We start from the raw sequence: 19,857 nt of genomic DNA on the forward strand, positions 1-19,857 counted from the left end.
AGGTTTAAATAAAAAAACCATCTGTTGATTATGAACAGATGGTTTTTTTATGACTGAAAGCATTTTCTTATTTAATTTTGCTTAGGCTATTTCATTAAGCAGTCTCATTCTGCTAGCTAATGATCATTTTTAGGTCAGGCAATATTGGCTTTCGAGCACTTTTCTTACCGGTGCAAAGCTACGTCTATGCGCGGCTAATACGCCATGAGCTGCAATCGCTTCCATATGGGCGCGCGTTGGATAGCCTTTATGCTTGGCGATGCCATATTCAGGATGTTCAGTATCAAGCGCATACATGGTTTGGTCACGGCTGACTTTTGCTAAAATACTGGCCGCCGCGATACTGGTATGTCGGCCATCGCCTTTTACCCATGCTTGGCAGTCAATCGCTGACTCTTGAATACCAAATTTAGTGAGACTGGCATAATCTAAATCTGGACAACGATTGCCATCAATTAATATCTCAAACAGTGTTTTGTCACCCGTATTCAGGTGTTTAGCAACTACCGCCAATAAAACCTCAGTACATAAGCGCATCCCTAGCATGGTCGCTTGCAAGATATTGACTTGGTCGATGACCGCTGGCGGTATATCAGCGACGATGTGCGCGACTGCATGCTGCTGAACCAACGGATAAAGAATATCGCGCTTTTTTTCACTCAGCTGCTTTGAGTCCGTCAGTATAGACAATGGCGTATTTTTTAGTGGCTCATTTTCAATTAAACCTGCCCACGCCGCAGGTAATATTGCCGCAGCGACATCCACACTACCCAGCAGCGGTCCACGCCCTGCTTCGTCAACGCCAATTTGTATGGCTGTTGGTTGCAAGTTTTCTAAACTTAATGAGTATTGCGCAATCAGTTCTGAGATATTGACTTGCCCTGATAACTGTATGGGCGCTGCCAGTTGTATATATTGTCCTTTAATATCAATTTGCTCAATAACTCTTTCAATCTGAACGCTATGCTTAAGCATAACTGGGCTTTTTATAGGATCATTTTCTGTAGAAGACATAGTACTCATAACTTTATTATTTCTTAACTTTACGGTTTAAAGAGTTTTTTGCGTGCCTGACATAATTAGCGCTTGATTATTGAGCTTAGTTATTAATCTTGATTACTGAGCTTGATAATTGTCTTGGCTGTCGTAATTTTCTTGACTGACATGACCGTCTTGTCCATTAAAATCATGATTTTGATGACTGGCGCGGTTTTGAATAAACCACTGTTCGATGACGCTATGCGCAGGGTCATGATTGCTTTGTTGTTGCAATGCATACTTGGTATCAATCAGCGCTTTTAATTGTTCTGCATACGCGCGCGGCTGCAACAAACGCATCACGGTACGACAGATATTATCGCCACTTGCCTGCTCTTGGATAAGCTCAGGCACGATTGCGCTATCTGCCAAAATATTAGGCAAACCGACATAAGGGACTTTGACCAAACGTTTTGCTATCTGATAAGTCAGCTGATTTAATTGATAAATCACCACCATTGGACGCTCAAGCAGCATGGCTTCCAAGGTTGCAGTACCCGATGCCAGCATCACCATATCTGATGCCGCCATCGCCAGCTGACTAAAGGCTGGCTGACTTTCATCATAGACCACCGCAATCGCGGCCCGCAGCTGCTCTGAGCGCTTATCGATCACATCTTGCACAATATATTGATGGTTTTGATCGACAGTTGGAATGATAAAGCACAGCTTAGGATCTAACAATAATAGTCTTTGAATACCATCGAGCATAAGCGGCAAAATAGCCGTTATCTCACCACGCCTAGACCCTGGCATGACGCAAATAAGCTGACTGACCTCATCGAAACGATCGATGAAAAACTGCTGTAAGCCATCATTATGCCAGACCAATTCGCTACGGCGCTGATTGATGGGCGTCTCAAGTAAGGTCTGATCAATGGTTCGTAGTAGCGGATGACCAACGCAAATCGCGGGATGATTATAACGCTCGTAGACGGGTAGCTCAAATGGAAATAGGCACAGAACCAAATTGGTCGCTGCCATAATATTATGAATACGCGACTCACGCCACGCCCAAATAGAAGGGCTGACATACTGCACGCAAAACACGCCCTGCGGCTTTAATTTCTTGGCCACTCTGAGGTTAAAATCAGGCGCATCAATGCCAATAAACCAATCAATGCTTGCGGCTTTAAATGCCGTCAGCAGCTCTTGACGTGCTTTGAGTAAATCCGGTAACTGCGACACCACTTCGACCAAACCCATCACAGCTAAGCGCGATAACGGAAAAATACTTTGCAGCCCTTGCGCCTGCATTTTTGCGCCGCCAACCCCAACCCAAATAATATCATCACGCAGATTATTCATCTGCTGCATAAAATCTGCACCCAAACTGTCGCCTGATACTTCACCGGCGACAATCCCTATCACCAGTGGCGAGCTGGTAACCTCAGGCAATTTATCAAAAGCACCATAAGTATCCGGTGCTGGCGTTATATCAGCAGTTTGGTGAGGCGTAGCAGGATCTATCATGATAAGCTCTCAATATTAAAGTGGTACAATTTAATTGGTGCCATTTGAGTAGCACAGTTAAATGAAACAAAAGATAAAATGCGTCTATCATAAAAATGATTATATAAAATATAACATAGCTTAACCGTAATAAGATGCCCATTAAAAGGCATCTTGATAGCATTCTATAATGCTCGAACTTAGTCGTTTATATTGCCATCATACGTGACAGTGCTGGAAATAGCTAAAAATAGCGAAATTAGTGCACAAAATCCATTCAGTATCACTCATTTATATCTGCCTATAAACGTTGTGTTTAATGCAAATTTGGACTTAGGTTAGCGATAAAGCATCATTTTCCCTATGCTTTACATTGCCTTATCATTCTTATACACCTATGAATGACAGCATGTTAAGACGGGTTGCAGCGATAAGGTATAACAAAGTTTTGGTCGCCACATTCCAGTTAGCAGTCAATTAACTGTACGACTGCCCTTGTCAACCAGCGCTTTTGTCCGCATAATGAATATCCCTATAAATCAGCTAGACGATATATAATCATGACAACACCAGCTACTCATAATGCAGATATTGACGACGTGAATATTGAAAAATTCATTCCTTTAATCACACCCGCTGAGCTAAAGTCTGAGCTACCTTTGTCAAATGACGCCTATAACACGGTGCTAAAAGGTCGCAATACCATCCAAGATATCCTTGATGGCAAAGACAAGCGTTTATTTGTGGTTATCGGCCCCTGCTCTATTCACGATATTAAAGCCGCCCACGAATACGCCGATCGCTTAGCCGTATTGGCCAAAGAGATTGAAGACAGCATCTTCGTTGTGATGCGCGTTTATTTTGAAAAGCCGCGTACCACGGTTGGCTGGAAAGGCATGATTAATGACCCTGATATGAACGACAGCTTTGATATCGAAAAAGGTCTGCGCACCGCTCGTAAGCTACTGCTTGATTTAAATGAAAAAGGTCTGCCGTGCGCGACCGAAGCATTAGACCCAAATACGCCGCAGTACATTCAGGATTTGATTAGTTGGTCAGCGATTGGCGCGCGTACCACCGAAAGCCAAACGCATCGTGAAATGAGCTCAGGTTTATCGTGCCCAGTTGGCTTTAAAAACGGCACCGATGGCGGCATGACCGTTGCGGTTAATGCCATGCAAGCGGTCAAAGAAGGTCATAGTTTTCTTGGCTTATCAGCAGATGGCAAAGTTTCTATCATCAAATCAAAAGGTAACCCCTACGCACACGTAGTACTACGCGGTGGTAACGGTAAGCCAAACTATGATGAAACTGCTGTTGCACAAGTTGAAAATGAGCTGGCAAAAGGCAAAACCAATAGTAAAATTATGATTGACTCAAGCCACGCCAACTCAGGTAAAGACCCTTATCTGCAACCAATGGTCATTCAAAACGTTGCCGAGCAGATTAAAAATGGTAATAAATCTATCATCGGTTTGATGATTGAGAGTCATTTAAAAGGTGGCAATCAAAAGCTAACGACTGACTTAAGCCAGCTTGAATATGGTAAATCTATCACCGATGGCTGCCTAGATTGGGAAAGCACCGTTAGCGCTCTACACAATCTACGTGATATGGTTAAAGACGTTCTGCCGAATCGTTAAAAGCGCTTGGTGGTAATGAATACTGATTGACCACTCACTAAAAGGCCCGTTTGATAACAGATATCAGACGGGCCTTTTTTGTGCTTTTTAACTTATAAAGTACTGCTCGTTATGCACTTGCAGAACCTTCATTTGCCGCGCCTAAAACACTGTTTAAGCTTTCAATTACATGCTTAGAAGTCGCTTGCTTTTGTAGTTCAAGCAACTGCTCATGCGCCATTTGACGACGGGGTTCCGCCAAAGTATTCCAACGTGCCAGCACTTGCAATAAGCGCGACGCTAACACCGGATTGGCGTCATCCAGCTTTTTAATCACAGCGATATAAATATCTAAACCCTCTGGTGTCCACAACACCGTAGGCTGCGAGGTAAAGGCGCTGATGACTGAGCGCACACGGTTGGGCGTATTCCAATCAAAATCGTTATGCGCAAGTAAGGATTTAATAGTATCAGGTGTGACTGTATCAGCAGAGGCTTGCACACTAAACCATAAATCAATGACCAAATCATTATTTTCAAAACGCTGATAAAAATCCGCCAGATACTTATCAGCATTTGCCAGTTGATGATTGACCATCGCCTTTAACGCGCCAAAACGCTCGGTCATACAGCTGGCGTTATCATACTGCTGCTCTGCCCATTCAGTAGCGCCATCGACGTTGGCGGTCAGTGCCATATCAAGCACCACATTACGTAAAGCGCGGTTACCACGAGCTTCCGCACTGTCTTCATAAGCCTGCATCGGTAGCTGTTTATAAAGCTCAGACCATTGATCTTTTAACGCTAAAGCCAGCTGTTGATATAAGCCTTCACGCTGTGCTTTTACCAGCTCTGGATCGTAATCTTTATGAATGGCAGATGCCAGCTCATGTGCTGACGGAATATCAAGCAAACGCGCCGCCAACATCGCATCATTAGCAGCCAGTTCAGGTAAGGCCTGCGCCACTACTTGCAAATATATCTCAGGACTGCTTTTCGCGCCGTGACCTTGCAGTAAAATGCGATTGACCAGCATTTGCGTCACTTGCCAGCGGTTAAAACCATTGGTTTCATATTTGAGCAAAAACGCCAAGTCTTCATCTTGATAATTATAATTGAGCTGAACGGGCGCACTAAAATCACGTAGCAAGGATACGACTGGCTCGCTCATTATATTTTCAAAGGTAAAGGTTTGTGTGACTTGATCGAGAAGCAACATACGCTCGGCGATGATATGACCAGAATTTTTATCAAATAGTGCGGTCGCTACAGGAATCGGCAAGGGTTTTGGTGCATCAAAACCTGCAACCTGACGGGTTTGCTGACTCAAAGTAATAGTCAATGTCTGCGTCGCGCTGTCATAATCTTGGTAACCAGACACCACAGGCGTACCGGGCTGACGATACCAGTCGATAAAGTCTTCAATTTTGCTATCGGTAATACTAAGCGCCGATAAAAAGTCCTCAACCGTCACCGCTTGCCCATCATAACGGCGGAAATATTCGTCCGTACCTTTACGAAAGTTATCAGGCCCTAGCGTATTGGCAATCATACGCACGATTTCAGCGCCTTTTTCGTAGACGGTGGTGGTATAAAAGTTGTTAATCTCAACGAAACTCTCAGGACGTACAGGGTGCGCTAGTGGTCCGGCATCTTCAGCAAATTGATGGGCGCGCAAGGTTGCCACATCGTCGATACGCTGGACAGCACTTGACTGCTGATCGGCTGAAAATGATTGATCCCGATAAACGGTAAAACCTTCTTTTAGGCACAGCTGAAACCAATCACGGCAGGTAATGCGATTACCCGTCCAGTTATGAAAATACTCATGAGCAATGATAGATTTGACACTAAAGCTGCGCGCATCTGTGGTCGTCTCAGGACTAGACAAGACACAAGCGGTGTTAAAAATATTTAAACCCTTATTTTCCATCGCGCCCATATTAAACTGACTGACGGCAACAATCATATAACGGTCTAAATCATACGCGCGGCCATAATTGACCTCATCCCACTGCATCGAGTCTTTTAAAGCTTGCATGCCAACAGCACATTTATCGATATCTTCAGATTTTGCATAGAGCTCAAGCTTCACCTCGCGTCCCTCGCTCGTGGTGTAGCTATCAGTCAATACATCCAAATCAGCGATGACACAAGCAAACAGATAGCTTGGTTTGTTGGTCGGGTCTTGCCAAATCGCATAATGACGCTCAGGCGCGTCCGACACTTCACCCGCTTCGAGCAAATTCCCATTACTCAATAGCGTCGTGAAACGCTTATCGGCTTCAAGCCGCGTTGTAAATCTCGCCAGCACATCGGGACGGTCTGGATAAAAGGTAATCTTGCGAAAGCCCTCAGGCTCACACTGAGTGACGAACATAGTATCGTCACCACTACCGGCGATATATAAGCCTTCAAGCGCGGTATTGGTATGCGGATGGATGCGTACTTGCAGCTGTAATTTGGTGTTTTCTGGCGCATCGGTAATGGTTAATGTGCCCTCAGCTTGCGTATAACGATTACGAGCAAGCAGCTCATCATTAAGCTTAATAGATAACAGCTCAAGTCCTTCACCATAAAGCACTAAGTCGCCGTCAGTCTGACGTTGCATCATCAAAGTGCTATCCACAATAGCATGGTCATCGAATAACTTAATATCCAAATCAACGGTTTCGACCGCAAAGCTTGGCGGTTGATAATCTTTCAAATGAATTTTACTTGGCGCATGTGGCGGCACATCTGGCATGTCAGGATTGATAATTTGTGCGTCAGTTTCAGTAGTAGACATGGAAATTCCTATTATTATTCATGTTTTAAACAGTTAATTGATTATTTTGCAGCGCCCTATTAATTAGCACGGTGTTCGTTATAAACAGAGTTTTTAAGATAGTTACATTGACCTAAACTATGAAATTTCAAGTACGATGAGTAATTAAATTGGTTAAGGTAGAAATCAATTCAAAGGTTTTAATCAGAATGCTACATATCTTTAGGTAAACTCTCGAACTATTTACAGTAATACTACTTACATAAAGTAACATTTAGTATATGATAGATAGTAATTGCCTAAGTTTTACCGTAAGCAGTTCAAAAACAACAAATGCCATTAAAACTAATGTTATTAAAATTTTAGGAGCTTATATGTCTACCAGTATTGCAAAAGTTGCTGCCCTCGCAGTATTATCAAGCGCTGTCGTATTTGCGTCAGGTTGTGCTAACAAACGTGCGACATCAGAAGTGGTCGTTGCCCCACTAGGTATCCCAGGTGGTCAAGTTGGTTATAACGGTGCGGTTATCGTTGATAATTCAAATGCCGTTATCACTGGTGCAGAAAATCTACAAGCGGTGGTTTACTTTGCTTTCGATAGCAGTGAAATCACCTCAGAAGCTGCCAGTGTATTAAACCAACATGCTAGCCTCCTAAGCTCAAATCCAAACGCCGGTGTCGTTATTGCAGGTCATACCGATGAGCGTGGTAGCCGCGAGTACAACATGGCACTAGGCGAGCGCCGTGCCCAAGCGGCACGTAATTATCTTGCCGCTCAAGGTGTTGCGGTAAACAACGTCCGTATCATCAGCTATGGTGAAGAGCGCCCTGCTGTTGCTGGTACAACTGAAGATGCCTATGCCCAAAACCGCCGTGCTGAATTGTCTTACTAATATTATTTAATAAGCGTTAATCAGCCGTAATTTAAAGAAGCCCAGCAATCTATTGTTGGGCTTTTCTTATTCTATTCACATTCTACAGATAAATTATGTCAACTTTAAAATTACGTGATATTCACTACCAGCAACTTGACGCTACGACCTGGTATGCGTCAGCTCAGATTATCATGCCTTCTTTTTTAAATTATCCCGTTTTACTCAGCGATTTACCGCTGTTATTTAATCCCAATCTATTTTTAAATACGAGCGTGGAAAAAGTGCGCCACATGCAATGGCGGCAGATGCAATGGTACCGCATTTCTACCGTGTCTCTATCCACACGCGAGATAGCTCATCGTCAGCGCCAACAGCAGCGCACTGGCGTACGATTATTATTACAATCACTACTTAATAAGCTAGAGATGATTGATACCTTGAATGATGCAAGTTTTCCATATCGACTTGCCAATAGTCAATACTACGTCTGCTTTAGTCATACTGGCGCCCATAACAAAGTTATTTCTAATCAGCATAAAAACGAAAATCTATTTAAACATTTGGATAATAAAGTCGCGGTGATCATTAGCGCTTATCGTCCTGTGGGCATTGATATAGAAGTAAATGCCATTAAATGGAAAGTGGCGCAGCGCTTTTATCATACTAATGAGATTGCTATCTTACAAGCTCTAACCATCACTCAGCGTGACACTGTCGCTAAGTTACTATGGCAAATAAAAGAGTGTTTTATCAAGATTCATCAGTATACCCTTGCCCAAGGTTTGGGTATGGATTACTCCTATCTCATTACCGGCTTAGTGAACGGTATCGAAGCACAGGCACAGCTATCTTTGTTAGCGTTTAACGATGATAAAACCAAGTACCATCTTGCCTACTTACCTGAGCAGCAGACAGTGATTGTCTATTAAAAAGTATTTAATGTAGGCACATCATTCTGACTTTATTTTAGACAAAAAAAACGACCCTTTTCAGGATCGTTTTTTTATTACTACTTATCTTCTAACAACAGTCCTTAGACTGTGATTAGCTTAGAAGCGGTAAGTTGCACCAACTTTAACAATTGGCATCCACTCTAACCAGTTTTTGTCTTCTAATTCATTTTCAGCCAAGCGCGCAACATCTTGAGCAGTTTGTGTAGTAGGCACATCGTTACCGGCGCCATCTTTGATATTGACAAAGTCACCACTTACGTTACTTGCATTTACAGTAGCGTCAGTCTTGCCCATGTATGCTGCACCGATCTCACCAAACAAACCGAAGTTGTTAGTGATGTTAGGACGGAAACCGATAGTAGCATAAGGAGCTAACTTGTTACGATGTTCCATAGTACCTTGTAAAGAACCTACATCAGATGCGTTATACTCTGCGCCATTGATTTTATATACGCCATCTGCACCACCATTAGGGTTAGCAGTTACGTCGATATCGTTATCAGGAACGATGATACCAGCACCCATTGTGAACCAGTTACCAGTAGGACGTAATTGTACGCCTAGGTATGGGTTGCTAAAATCAGAATCAACCTCATAGTTTACATCGTTTGCATCAAAGTCACCGCCGAATAGGTCAGCAACATCGCCACCTGCCCAACCAGCTTGTAATTCAGTTTTGTCGTTAAGTGCCCAACCGATATTAGCACCATAACCTAGTGTACCTACTTCAGCACTGATAGCCGCTGGATGAGTCACAGTTTGGAAAAAAGTTCTGTCGCTATATGAGTTTGCTGGTTGTACGACAGCAACTGGCTCAGCTTGATAAGCTACGGCAACTGGCTCTGCTTGATAAGCTACTGCAACTGGCTCTGCTTCGTATACAACCGCATCGTTGTTATCAACAACGATAACTGGTTCAGCTGCTAGTGCAGCAGTAGATGCTAATACAGCAGCAGAAATTGCTGTTAATTTAATAAGTTTCATAAATACTCTCCTAAAGTGTGAAATAACTCGCCCGTAAAAAAATGATAATTTAACTTTTTTATAAACAACCATTTTGTTGAGCAGATTAAAACAATTTTGGCTTAAAAAGTCACCCCCATGAATGCACTTTTTATTTGCCGTTATGTAAAGATTGCATAGATATTGTAATATTTGCTACACCAACCTGCAAAACTTCGCTTCCCTGTTACACAATACTCCCAAAGCAACTGAATAGTCAGAACATGAATATTGAATCGCTTAACGCTCATGTAAAGGTATTACAAAACATGTCAGTATAATGAACTACCTCCACCTTTAACTCAATTACAGTTATAGAGTTTATTACTACAGTTTGTTGTGGTTTGTGAGTTAACGTATCCAATCCTACCTAAAATAAAACATGAGATAGAAATGTGAGAAATCAGTCTGAACTATAAAAACGTAAATATATCGTTTATATCTAATAAGATAGCTTGTTTGAGTGCGTTATTATGCTAAATTAGAGCTATTAATAGATGTCTTTTTAGTATTTGCATTTTTGGACTTTTCACTAGCGTATTAATGATTTTTTTCTACTTTTCGCTTTACCTTTATTATTCTTATTGAGCCATTTTTATGCCAAAAGTTTCGTCGATTACGCGTGTTTTAGAGATTATCGAAGCGGTGTCTTATGCGTCAAAACCCCTCTCACCACTTGAGCTGTCGCAAGAGCTTGATATCCCAAAACCTACTATTCATCGCTTGATTCAAAACTTAGTCGATGAAGGGTTTGTGACCGTCGATATTGGCGGCGGTATTATTCCTGGCAAGCGGGTGCGTAATTTGAGCGTTGAGCTTTGGCAGCAGCGTCAATTTTTTAATGAGCGGCAAATTATTTTACAAAAATTGGTTGATGAGATTAAGGAGACTTGCGGTATCGCCATTCCTTACCAGATGGACATGATGTATACCAATCGCGCTAACACCTCGCTGCCTTTGCAAATATATCTGCCTGTCGGCGCGAAATCACCGATGTGGTGTACGGCTACGGGTAAGTTATATTTAAGCCAGTTGTCTGCGACCAGCCGCGCTAAAATACTACAAGGCCTACCGTTAGATAAATTTACCAAAAATACGATTACTGATATTGATACATTAAATGCCGAGCTTGATCGTATCGCAGAGACAGGCATTGGTATCGATAATGAGGAATTTATCTCAGAGATGGTAGGGGTGTCAGTGCCTGTACTAGACAAAAAATCTCGCTATCTGGCGTCGCTATATATCCACGCACCAACCATTCGCGTGTCATTAGATGAGCTAATGGAGCATGTGCCGCGCTTGCAAAAGGCAGCGCATGATATTCAAGCATTGGTGTATGAGCTACAAAACTAGGGTGTGTGACATTAAGAAAAAATATGACTGAGTAAAAAGGTCTGCGTCATAAAACTAGCGCAGACCTTTTTTATGCTTTGTTAATAACATGATGATAAATATAGTGAGTGAAAAGTAATATCGATACATCACGCACTGCTGATATCAATTTTTCTTGCTTGCTGTGCCTGCGCAGACAGAGGCTACAAAAAATTGATATCAGCAATACCGTCGCGTTTTTAGGATACTTTGACTATAGAAACACACTCTATGCAAAACTGATTAAGGATTTTAAGCGTTTCGTACTTTAAGACAATACCGAACTGTCATGTCGCGCCATGATGCTAGAAAAATCTTTATCGCCATTTTCTACTGTGTGAGATTCATAAAGCTCAGTAGCTTTCGCTCCCATCGGCGTTTCAACATCGGTATCCTTAGCCGTTTGCATCGCAAGGTTAAGGTCTTTTTGCATGAGCTTACTCATAAAGCCGCCTTTATAACCGTTGCTAGAGGGCACATTTTCCATCACCTGCGGATAAGGGTTATAAACCTCTAGCGTCCAGTTACGGCCCGAGCTTTGTAGCATAATATCTGATAGCACTTTAGGGTCGAGACCGTTTTTTACGCCTAAATTAATCGCCTCTGCCGTCCCTGCCATGAGAATACCTAACAGCATATTATTGCAGATTTTCGCCACTTGTCCGGCACCATGCTCGCCTGCATGAAAGATGTTTTTGCCCATAACGGCGAGTATTGGTTCGGCTTTAGCGAATGCATCGTCACTACCACCGACAATAAAAGTTAAAGTGCCAGCAATGGCGCCTCCTGTACCACCGGAGACTGGCGCATCTAAGAAGTCGATACCAACCTTACTTGCTGCTTCTGCCACCAATCTTGCATCAGCTGCTGCGATGGTACTGCTATCGATGACCAACGTACCCTTAGGTAATTCTGCTAGTAAACCATCAGCGCCATTATTTCCTAGATAAACAGAATGGACGTGCTTGCCCGCAGGCAACATGCTAATGATAACTTGTGCATTGCTCGCAGCATCTTTAGGACTATCAGCCACACTGGCACCTGTTTGCTGCAAGCGCGCGGTTGCCTCTTCAGATAAATCATAAACCGATAGCGTATAACCTGCCTTTAACAAGTTCTCTGCCATCGGTGCGCCCATATTGCCAAGCCCAATAAAGGCTATATTTGGCTTAGTAGTATGATTATCGCTCGCAGCAGTATTATTTGTGTCTTTATTACTTAAATTCAAATCCTTTGTACCCATCTCATCGCTCCTTGATGATTGCTTATGCCGACAGTGCTACACATAGTTTTACGTTTTTTAATTTATACCTGATTCTTATAATGAGCCGATAAGCTCTTAGCGTACAAGCTGGCTGCCTAAAGCGTCTTCACCCAACCAATCGCCTAACGGATGCTCACCTTTAGCATAAGGATTCACAAAGTGCTGATGTATATACGCCTGCCCTTCGCTACTGAGACAGTCTGCCAGTGAACGTGACCACTGCGGATTACGGTCTTTGTCAATCAGTAGCGCACGTACGCCTTCTTTAAAATCAGGATTGGCGGCACAATGCACAGCTACGTTGGTCTCTAAATACAGGACTTGCTCAAGCGATAAGTCGGTGACTTTGTGGTAAAGCGCATAGGTCAAAGCGGCAGTTACAGGGCAGCCGTGACGATAAGTAGCTACTGCGCGCTGCGTCCAGCTATCTGCTGCAAAGTCTGTATCTAATTTTTCAAGCGCTTCGTCACTTTGTAGAAGTGCATCAATATCTCCTAAGCCGCCGCTGTTCATTAATTGCTGGATAGGTTTCCAATATATCGCAAGCTTACTTGCAGGCAACTCAGCAACAGGCTGTGCGGTAAGCGCACGACTAACGATACTATGAGCGCTATTATTATGATATTTATCATTGTTGTCAGCTGCTCCTTGCCAATTACTCTGTTTTAAACGTTGTATGACAGCATCGTAATCACTACTGGCAACAGCATACTCTGCAAGATTGGCTAATAAAGCGTCACTGCCATTACACATCGCACCTGTTAGCCCTAAGAACAAACCTGTTTTAGCAGGCATGCGCTGCAAGAACCAACTACCAGAGGCGTCAGGGAACAGTCCAATGGTCACTTCTGGCATGGCAAAGCGCGTGCGCTCGGTGACTAAACGATGACTACAACCTGCCATTAGACCCATGCCGCCACCCATGATAATGCCGTCACCCCAGAGGATTAATGGCTTTGGATAAAAATGCATCTGCCGATACAAACGGTATTCATGACCAAAAAACTCTGTCGCATAAGGATTCGGTAGCGGCACACTGCTGGACATGCTGTCATACAGCTTACGGATATCACCGCCAGCACAAAACGCCTTGTCACCTGCCCCTTTTAACACCAATGCCACTACCTGATCGTCGTTTTGCCACTGCTCTAGCTGCTTGGCTAATAATTGACACATCTCAACGCTGAGCGCATTGAGAGACTTTGGCGTATTTAACATCATTATGCCAATCAGGTGACCGCACTCTGTCGGCTCAGTATTGAATAGGACCGGCGCTTCTTGTTCTATGTTTTCTGTTACTGCTGTCATAAAAGAGACCTACCAAAATTAAAATGAGTAAAGTAAATATTAAGACATCCCTACAGGCTATTTATTTTGCCAATTGGGTGTGCGCTTCTCTAAGAATGCTTGTACGCCTTCGCGCTGATCGTTGGTGTCGAATAACTTAACAAAAGCTTCACGTTCATGGATAAGGTTTTGGGCAGGCGGGGTATTTCTGGCCGCTTGGATAAGCTGTTTCGAATAACTGACCGCCACAGGTGATTGCTTAGCGACTTTTTGCGCTAAGGCTTGCGCCGCTAATAAACCGCCACCCTTTGCCGTGACTTCTTCGACTAAGCCAATGCGCAATGCTGTCTCGGCATCGACGCGCTCACCGCACAATATCATACGCTTCGCCCAACCTTCACCAACCAGTAAAGGTAGGTTTTGCGTCCCGCCTGCACAGGGCAATAAGCCCACGCCCGTCTCTGGTAACGCCATCTGTGCATGCGCTTCTGCGATACGAATATCACAGGCCAGCGCGCACTCAAGTCCACCGCCCATCGCATAACCATTGATAACCGCGATGCTAACGCCGCGATACGCTGATAGCGCTTCGAACGCTTCACCAAACGCGATAGCCATACTTATCGCGCGTCCTTTATCGCCGTCTGAAAAATTGTTTAAATCCGCACCTGCTGAAAAGAACTTTTCCCCATCGCCATGGATAATTAAGGCATAAACATCATCATTGGCATTGAGGTCAGTGACCAGTTGATTGAGCGCTGGCAGACTGTCCATCGTCCAGGTATGGGCTGGTGGGTTATTCAGTGTGACGGTAGCAATATGGCCGTCGATTGAGAGCTTTAAATTGGTATAATCGGTCATGGAACATCCTTGTTATTATCTTTCTATAAAATGGCTTTATTCAAAACGCTTAATAAAGCAGTTTTATAATATTGTTGGGCTAGCGTAATTGACTCAACGCATCATCTTGCATAAGCTGGCGCGAGACAATCACCCGCATAATCTCATTGGTGCCTTCTAAAATCTGATGGACACGCAAGTCTCGCACATGGCGCTCAAGCGGATATTCATTGAGATAGCCATAACCACCATGTAGCTGTAAGGCTTCATTGGCAACATCGAAACAAAGATCCGTAGACAGACGCTTTGCCATGGCACAGTAGGTAGAGGCTTGCGCATCATTATTATCGATTTTGCTAGCCGCTAAATACAGCATTTGCCTTGCAGTAATGGTTTGGGTGAGCATATCAGCAAGTTTAAACTGTACTGACTGTAAGCTGGCAATCGGGCTGCCAAACTGGCTACGCTCTTGCACATAATTGGTCGCGGTCTCTAGCGCCGACTGCGCTGTGCCAACTGCACAGATACCGATATTAATACGACCGCCATCTAAGCCTTTCATCGCAATACGAAAACCTTGGCCTTCCTCGCCGATGAGGTTTTCAGCGGGTACTTTGACATTTTTAAAACTAATCGTTCGCGTTGGTTGCGCTTTCCAGCCCATTTTATGCTCGTTTTTACCATACTCAATACCATCGCTATGGGCATCTACGACAAATGCCGAGATCCCTTTTGGCCCTGCAGCGCCTGTACGTGCCATAACTACTAACACATCGGTTGAACCAGCCCCTGATATAAAAGTCTTTTCGCCATTAAGCACATAATAGTCGCCTTGCTTATCGGCTTTGGTACGTAATGAAGCCGCATCAGAACCAGCATTCGGCTCAGTTAAGCAGTAACTGCCAAGCCATTCACCGCTGACCATATGGGGCAAATACTTTTTACACAAAGCATCGCTACCGTACTCACCAATCATCCAACCTGCCATATTATGGATACTCATATAGGCGGCAACGGCGGTATCACCCCAAGCCAGCTCCTCAAACACCATGGCAGAATCTAGGCGTGGTAGCCCTAAGCCGTCATATTCTGGGTTGGTATACAGCCCTAAAAAGCCAAGCTCGCCGGTTTTTTTGATGACATCGACTGGAAAGTGCGAAGTACGATCCCATTCAGCCGCGTTGGGCTTTAGCTCTTTTTGCGCAAACTGTCTGGCAGTTTGGCGAAAGGCGATTTGGTCTTCGGTCAATGAGAAATCCATAGGGTCATCCTTGTGCTTGCATAGCAAATATGGTGGAGAAAAGGTTATAAGCCGTCAGTCTACTGTGGTTTAAACCGTGTTGGTTATACAGTATAGCAGCGCTATAACGACTATCATAAATTATGCTTTGTTAAAAACATACTGAGTAAGATTGTCGCTATGTTATTGAGATGCTGCCAATATAGTCGATTGACGATTACATTGAAATAGTGGTATTGACACCGCGGCTTGCCTCATCATCGAACCAGCGGGCAGTGACCGTTTTGGTTTGAGTATAAAATTGCACCGCTTGCTTACCATAAGGACCGAGATCACCCAGCTTACTAGCACGTGAGCCTGAGAACGAGAACATTGGTAGTGGCACAGGAATTGGCAAGTTAATACCGATTTGACCCACCTGCACATCCTGCTGGAATTTATGCGCAGCCGCTCCTGACTGAGTAAAGATCGCCGTACCATTACCATGTGGATTGGCATTTAGCAGCTCAATCGCTTCATCAAGGTCGGCTGCACGCATGATACACAGAACAGGGCCAAAGATTTCTTGCTGATAAATTTGCATATCAGCGGTAACGTTATCAAAGATAGTCGGTCCTACGAAGTTGCCTTTCTCATAGCCTTCGACAGTAATGCCACGACCATCAAGAATCAAGCTTGCGCCCTCTTCTACCCCTGTACCAATCAAATGCTCAACACGCGCTTTTGCGGCAGGTGAAATGAGCGGACCTAAATCCTTGTCGTTTTTGCCTGCTGAGACCACTAAGCCTTCTGCTTTGGCTTTAATATCGTCAATCCATTCCCCTGCTGCGCCGACTAACACCACGACTGACAGCGCCATACAACGTTGACCGGCAGCACCAAATGCTGCACCCGCTAGCTGATTGAGTGTTTGCTCTTTATTAGCATCAGGTAGGATAACGCCATGGTTTTTCGCACCCATCATACACTGGGCACGTTTGCCAGATTGACTAGCGCGCTCATAGACATGCTTGCCGACGTTGGTTGAGCCGACAAATGAAACCGCCTTAATATCTGGGTGATCACAAATGGCATCAACCGTCGCCTTGCCGCCGTGCACGACGTTTAACACGCCTTCAGGGACGCCAGCTTCAACTGCCAACTCAACCAAACGCATGGTTACCATCGGATCTTGTTCAGAAGGTTTAAGGACAAAGGTGTTACCCGTAGCAATCGCCATTGGGAACATCCATAGTGGAATCATCGCGGGAAAGTTAAATGGGGTGATACCAGCGCAAACGCCAAGTGGCTGCCAGATACTATAGGTGTCGACGCCTGTTGCGACGTTTTCAACAAAGTCACCAATCTGCAAGTTAGCAATGCCCGCTGCATGCTCAACAACTTCTAAACCACGAAATACATCACCGCGCGCATCAGCAATGGTTTTTCCCTGCTCTGCGGTTAAGATTTCTGCCAGCTCATCCATATGCTCGCGAATCAGTTCTTGATACTTTAAAAAAATACGCGCACGTGTGGTGATAGGCGTTTTACGCCATGTCTGAAACGCTTTTTGGGCGGCAGCGACGGCTTGATTGATTTCATCGTCAGTCGTTTGCGGAACTTTGGCGATGACTTCTTGGGTGGCGGGATCTGTGATGTCAATCCATTCGCTGGTATTAGAATCAACAAATTGACCATCGATAAGCTGCTGAACGTGATGCATAAGATATCCTTATCTTGTTTGTTTGCTCACCATTTAATGGTGGGCCAGTATTTATAAAAAAGTATTCATACAAGTATATTGTTAAAAGGGATAAAAACTGTCCATTATTACCCTTTAAATATTTTTTTAAAATGATTTATTTCGTATCGTTATTGACTATAGCAATAAATCAATTTTAGGGTCAAGCGCTTTATCAAACTTTTATTTGCGATAGTCGCCATCTATAAAATTTATCAGTCTAAAAACCAAAAAGCCCATGATGGTACATGAGCTTTTCCCGATATTAAGATGACTGAATTTTTTCAATTAATACGCTATTAGATTAATAATCTTTCATCGATTTTTTAATCGCATCAATCGCCGTTGGATTGTCAAGCGTTGACATATCTCCCGTTTCATTACCTTCCGCTAAAGCACGGATAGCGCGGCGTAAGATTTTGCCAGAGCGCGTTTTGGGTAATGCTTGCGGGAAATAAATCGCCGCTGGACGAGCGATACCGCCCAAGGATTTTACTACCGCACCGATGACTTGCTGCTCAATACGGAAACGGTTTTCGGTCGTTGCCACTTGCTCATGGTCTTTTAACACACAAAAAGCAATCGGCAACTCGCCTTTTAATTGATCTTTGATACCCACGACCGCACATTCGGCCATCTCTGGATGGGTACTGATGGCTTCCTCAATCTCCTGCGTGCCAATACGATGACCGGCGACATTAATCACATCATCGGTGCGTCCTAAAATATAAAAATAACCGTCGTCGTCGGTCACTGCATAGTCTGATGTAGAGTAGTGCTTGCCATCAAACAGACCAAAATAGCTGCTGATAAAGCGCTCGTCATTACGCCATACAGTCGTGAGACAACCAGGCGGCAGTGGAGCGCGAATGGCGAGTAAGCCCTTTTCACCAGCTTTACAAAGCTCGCCGGTTTCTTCATTGATGACGTGGGCATCATAGCCATACATCGGATAACCGGGCGAGCCTTGTTTGTGCGGTTTATGATTAAATTTGGGCGTGTTACTTAGGATTGGCCAGCCAGACTCTGTCTGCCAATAATGATCTAAAATCGGCACCCCTAAATGCTTGGTTAACCAATTGGCCGTTGATTCATCGAGTGGCTCACCTGCCAAAAAGAATGACTTAAGGCTAGAGACATCATACCGGGTCATCCACGTTTCATCTTGTTTTTTCAGCATACGCACACCCGTCGGTGCGGTAAATAAAATATTCACCTTGTTTGCTTCGACAATCCGCCACCAAATACCTGGGTTTGGACGATGCGGCAAGCCCTCATACATGACACTGGTCATGCCAGCCAGCAACGGCGCATAAATGGTATAAGAATGCCCAACTGCCCAGCCGATATCTGATATCGCCCAAAAAGTTTCGCCAGCTTTGCCATCATAGATATAATCTATCGACGTCGTGAGCGCCACTGCATGACCGCCGGTATCGCGCTGCACACCCTTTGGCGTCCCAGTGGTGCCTGAAGTATACAGAAGATACGACGGCGTATTGGACTCTAACCAAACTGGCTCAACAATAGCATTGGCCTCACAACTGATACGGCGCTGGGCTGCATAATCGACATCGATAGATTTTGGCTCGAACGGTAATACACCACGATTGACCACTAGTACATGCTCGGGCTTGATTGTCGCTTGCTCAACACCTTGATTAACGAGGCTTTTATAATTAATCACTTTACCGCCGCGTAGACCTGCATCGACAGTGATGACCATTTTTGCCTCAGCATCATCCATACGGATGGCCAAGTTATGGGCTGCAAAGCCACCAAACACCACCGAATGCACCGCACCGATACGCGCACAGGCGAGCATGGCATAAGCGGCTTCTAAAATCATCGGCATATAAATGATGACGCGATCGCCCTTCTCGATACCATGACGCTGTAGCACATCGGCGAAGTAATTTACTTCTTTATAAAGGTCGTTATAAGTCAGGCGCCGCTTAGTATAATCAGTATAAAGCTCAACGTTATTGCCCAAATCATTAAAAGCATCAACTACGGCAGGAAAAGTTTCGATTAACTCTTGGTTAATTTCAGAGGATAGCCAAATAAAGGCATCTTGCTCAGCGCGCTCTGCAAGATGGCGATCGACACAGTTGTAGCAAAGATTGGTTTCACCGCCGACGAACCATTTGGCAAATGGCAGATTGCTGTCATCAAGGGTTTGCTCAGGCTCTTTGTGCCAATAAATCCGCTTGGCTTGCTCCGCCCAAAACTGCTCGCGATTATCAATAGAGGATTGATAAATGTCGGCAAAGCTTTGCGTGCTATCAAATGATGGGTGAGAATCTTGGCTAGAGGATTGAGTAAGGTTTTGATTATTATTGTGATTTATAGCTGGCTGGCTGGTTTGTTGAGAATTTTGACGAATGACTTGCTCGTTCATAATGGCTGTCCTTAGCGTAAAC

The 19,857-nt window shown here is 44.2% G+C and carries 14 protein-coding genes; 4 read left to right on the forward strand and 10 right to left on the reverse strand.

The features are described 5' to 3' along the window. Positions 1-129 precede the first annotated feature (129 nt). Both JMX70_RS07720 and lpxB read right to left on the reverse strand, forming a co-directional pair. Positions 130-1,014, reverse strand: a complete 885-nt coding sequence (locus JMX70_RS07720; RefSeq protein ID WP_227671199.1) for a ribonuclease HII — start codon at positions 1,012-1,014, stop codon at positions 130-132. Between the two features lie 102 nt (positions 1,015-1,116). Next, entirely contained in the window at positions 1,117-2,511 is a 1,395-nt protein-coding gene (gene lpxB / locus JMX70_RS07725) for a lipid-A-disaccharide synthase (protein ID WP_227671200.1), read from the reverse strand. A gap of 539 nt (positions 2,512-3,050) precedes the next feature. On the opposite strand from lpxB, the gene JMX70_RS07730 reads away from it, so the two are divergent. Next, positions 3,051-4,133: a 3-deoxy-7-phosphoheptulonate synthase gene (locus JMX70_RS07730; protein ID WP_198327847.1), complete on the forward strand. Its 1,083-nt coding sequence runs from the start codon at positions 3,051-3,053 to the stop codon at positions 4,131-4,133. A 109-nt stretch (positions 4,134-4,242) separates the two neighbouring features. Here the strand turns inward: JMX70_RS07730 and pepN are convergent, their stop codons facing one another. After that, complete coding sequence (gene pepN, locus JMX70_RS07735; protein ID WP_227671207.1) at positions 4,243-6,858, reverse strand: aminopeptidase N; 2,616 nt, start codon at positions 6,856-6,858, stop codon at positions 4,243-4,245. Positions 6,859-7,253: 395 nt separating this feature from the next. Between pepN and pal the strand changes: the two genes are divergently transcribed. Next, entirely contained in the window at positions 7,254-7,772 is a 519-nt protein-coding gene (gene pal, locus JMX70_RS07740) for a peptidoglycan-associated lipoprotein Pal (RefSeq protein WP_068404186.1), read from the forward strand. A 95-nt stretch (positions 7,773-7,867) separates the two neighbouring features. Continuing rightward, positions 7,868-8,683: a 4'-phosphopantetheinyl transferase family protein gene (locus JMX70_RS07745; RefSeq protein WP_227671201.1), complete on the forward strand. Its 816-nt coding sequence runs from the start codon at positions 7,868-7,870 to the stop codon at positions 8,681-8,683. A gap of 120 nt (positions 8,684-8,803) precedes the next feature. Here JMX70_RS07745 and JMX70_RS07750 read toward each other — a convergent pair whose 3' ends face one another. Next, entirely contained in the window at positions 8,804-9,691 is an 888-nt protein-coding gene (locus JMX70_RS07750; protein ID WP_201590970.1) for a hypothetical protein, read from the reverse strand. Between the two features lie 615 nt (positions 9,692-10,306). Here JMX70_RS07750 and JMX70_RS07755 point away from each other — a divergent pair. Beyond that, positions 10,307-11,065 carry an IclR family transcriptional regulator gene (locus tag JMX70_RS07755; RefSeq protein WP_068404183.1) on the forward strand — a complete coding sequence of 253 codons (759 nt, stop codon included), beginning with the start codon at positions 10,307-10,309 and terminating at the stop codon, positions 11,063-11,065. Positions 11,066-11,351: 286 nt separating this feature from the next. Here the strand turns inward: JMX70_RS07755 and mmsB are convergent, their stop codons facing one another. From mmsB to JMX70_RS07785, 6 genes are all read right to left on the reverse strand, one after another. After that, positions 11,352-12,326 (reverse strand): 3-hydroxyisobutyrate dehydrogenase, encoded by a 975-nt coding sequence (mmsB, locus tag JMX70_RS07760; protein WP_201590972.1) that lies wholly within the window; start codon positions 12,324-12,326, stop codon positions 11,352-11,354. Positions 12,327-12,422: 96 nt separating this feature from the next. Further along, entirely contained in the window at positions 12,423-13,655 is a 1,233-nt protein-coding gene (locus JMX70_RS07765) for an enoyl-CoA hydratase/isomerase family protein (protein ID WP_191691622.1), read from the reverse strand. Positions 13,656-13,712: 57 nt separating this feature from the next. After that, on the reverse strand, positions 13,713-14,495 hold the full coding sequence (locus JMX70_RS07770; RefSeq protein WP_201590974.1) for an enoyl-CoA hydratase: 783 nt from the start codon (positions 14,493-14,495) through the stop codon (positions 13,713-13,715). Positions 14,496-14,574: 79 nt separating this feature from the next. Further along, positions 14,575-15,735 carry an acyl-CoA dehydrogenase family protein gene (locus tag JMX70_RS07775; protein WP_193030326.1) on the reverse strand — a complete coding sequence of 387 codons (1,161 nt, stop codon included), beginning with the start codon at positions 15,733-15,735 and terminating at the stop codon, positions 14,575-14,577. A 196-nt stretch (positions 15,736-15,931) separates the two neighbouring features. Beyond that, on the reverse strand, positions 15,932-17,416 hold the full coding sequence (locus tag JMX70_RS07780) for a CoA-acylating methylmalonate-semialdehyde dehydrogenase (RefSeq protein ID WP_201590976.1): 1,485 nt from the start codon (positions 17,414-17,416) through the stop codon (positions 15,932-15,934). 322 nt (positions 17,417-17,738) lie between these two features. Continuing rightward, the gene (locus tag JMX70_RS07785) at positions 17,739-19,835 is read right to left on the reverse strand and encodes a propionate--CoA ligase (RefSeq protein ID WP_227671202.1); all 2,097 of its coding nucleotides are present in this window, start codon (positions 19,833-19,835) and stop codon (positions 17,739-17,741) included. Between the last annotated feature and the right edge of the window lie 22 nt (positions 19,836-19,857).

The organism is Psychrobacter pulmonis, from assembly GCF_904846465.1.
In the GTDB taxonomy this organism is placed as follows: domain Bacteria; phylum Pseudomonadota; class Gammaproteobacteria; order Pseudomonadales; family Moraxellaceae; genus Psychrobacter; species Psychrobacter faecalis.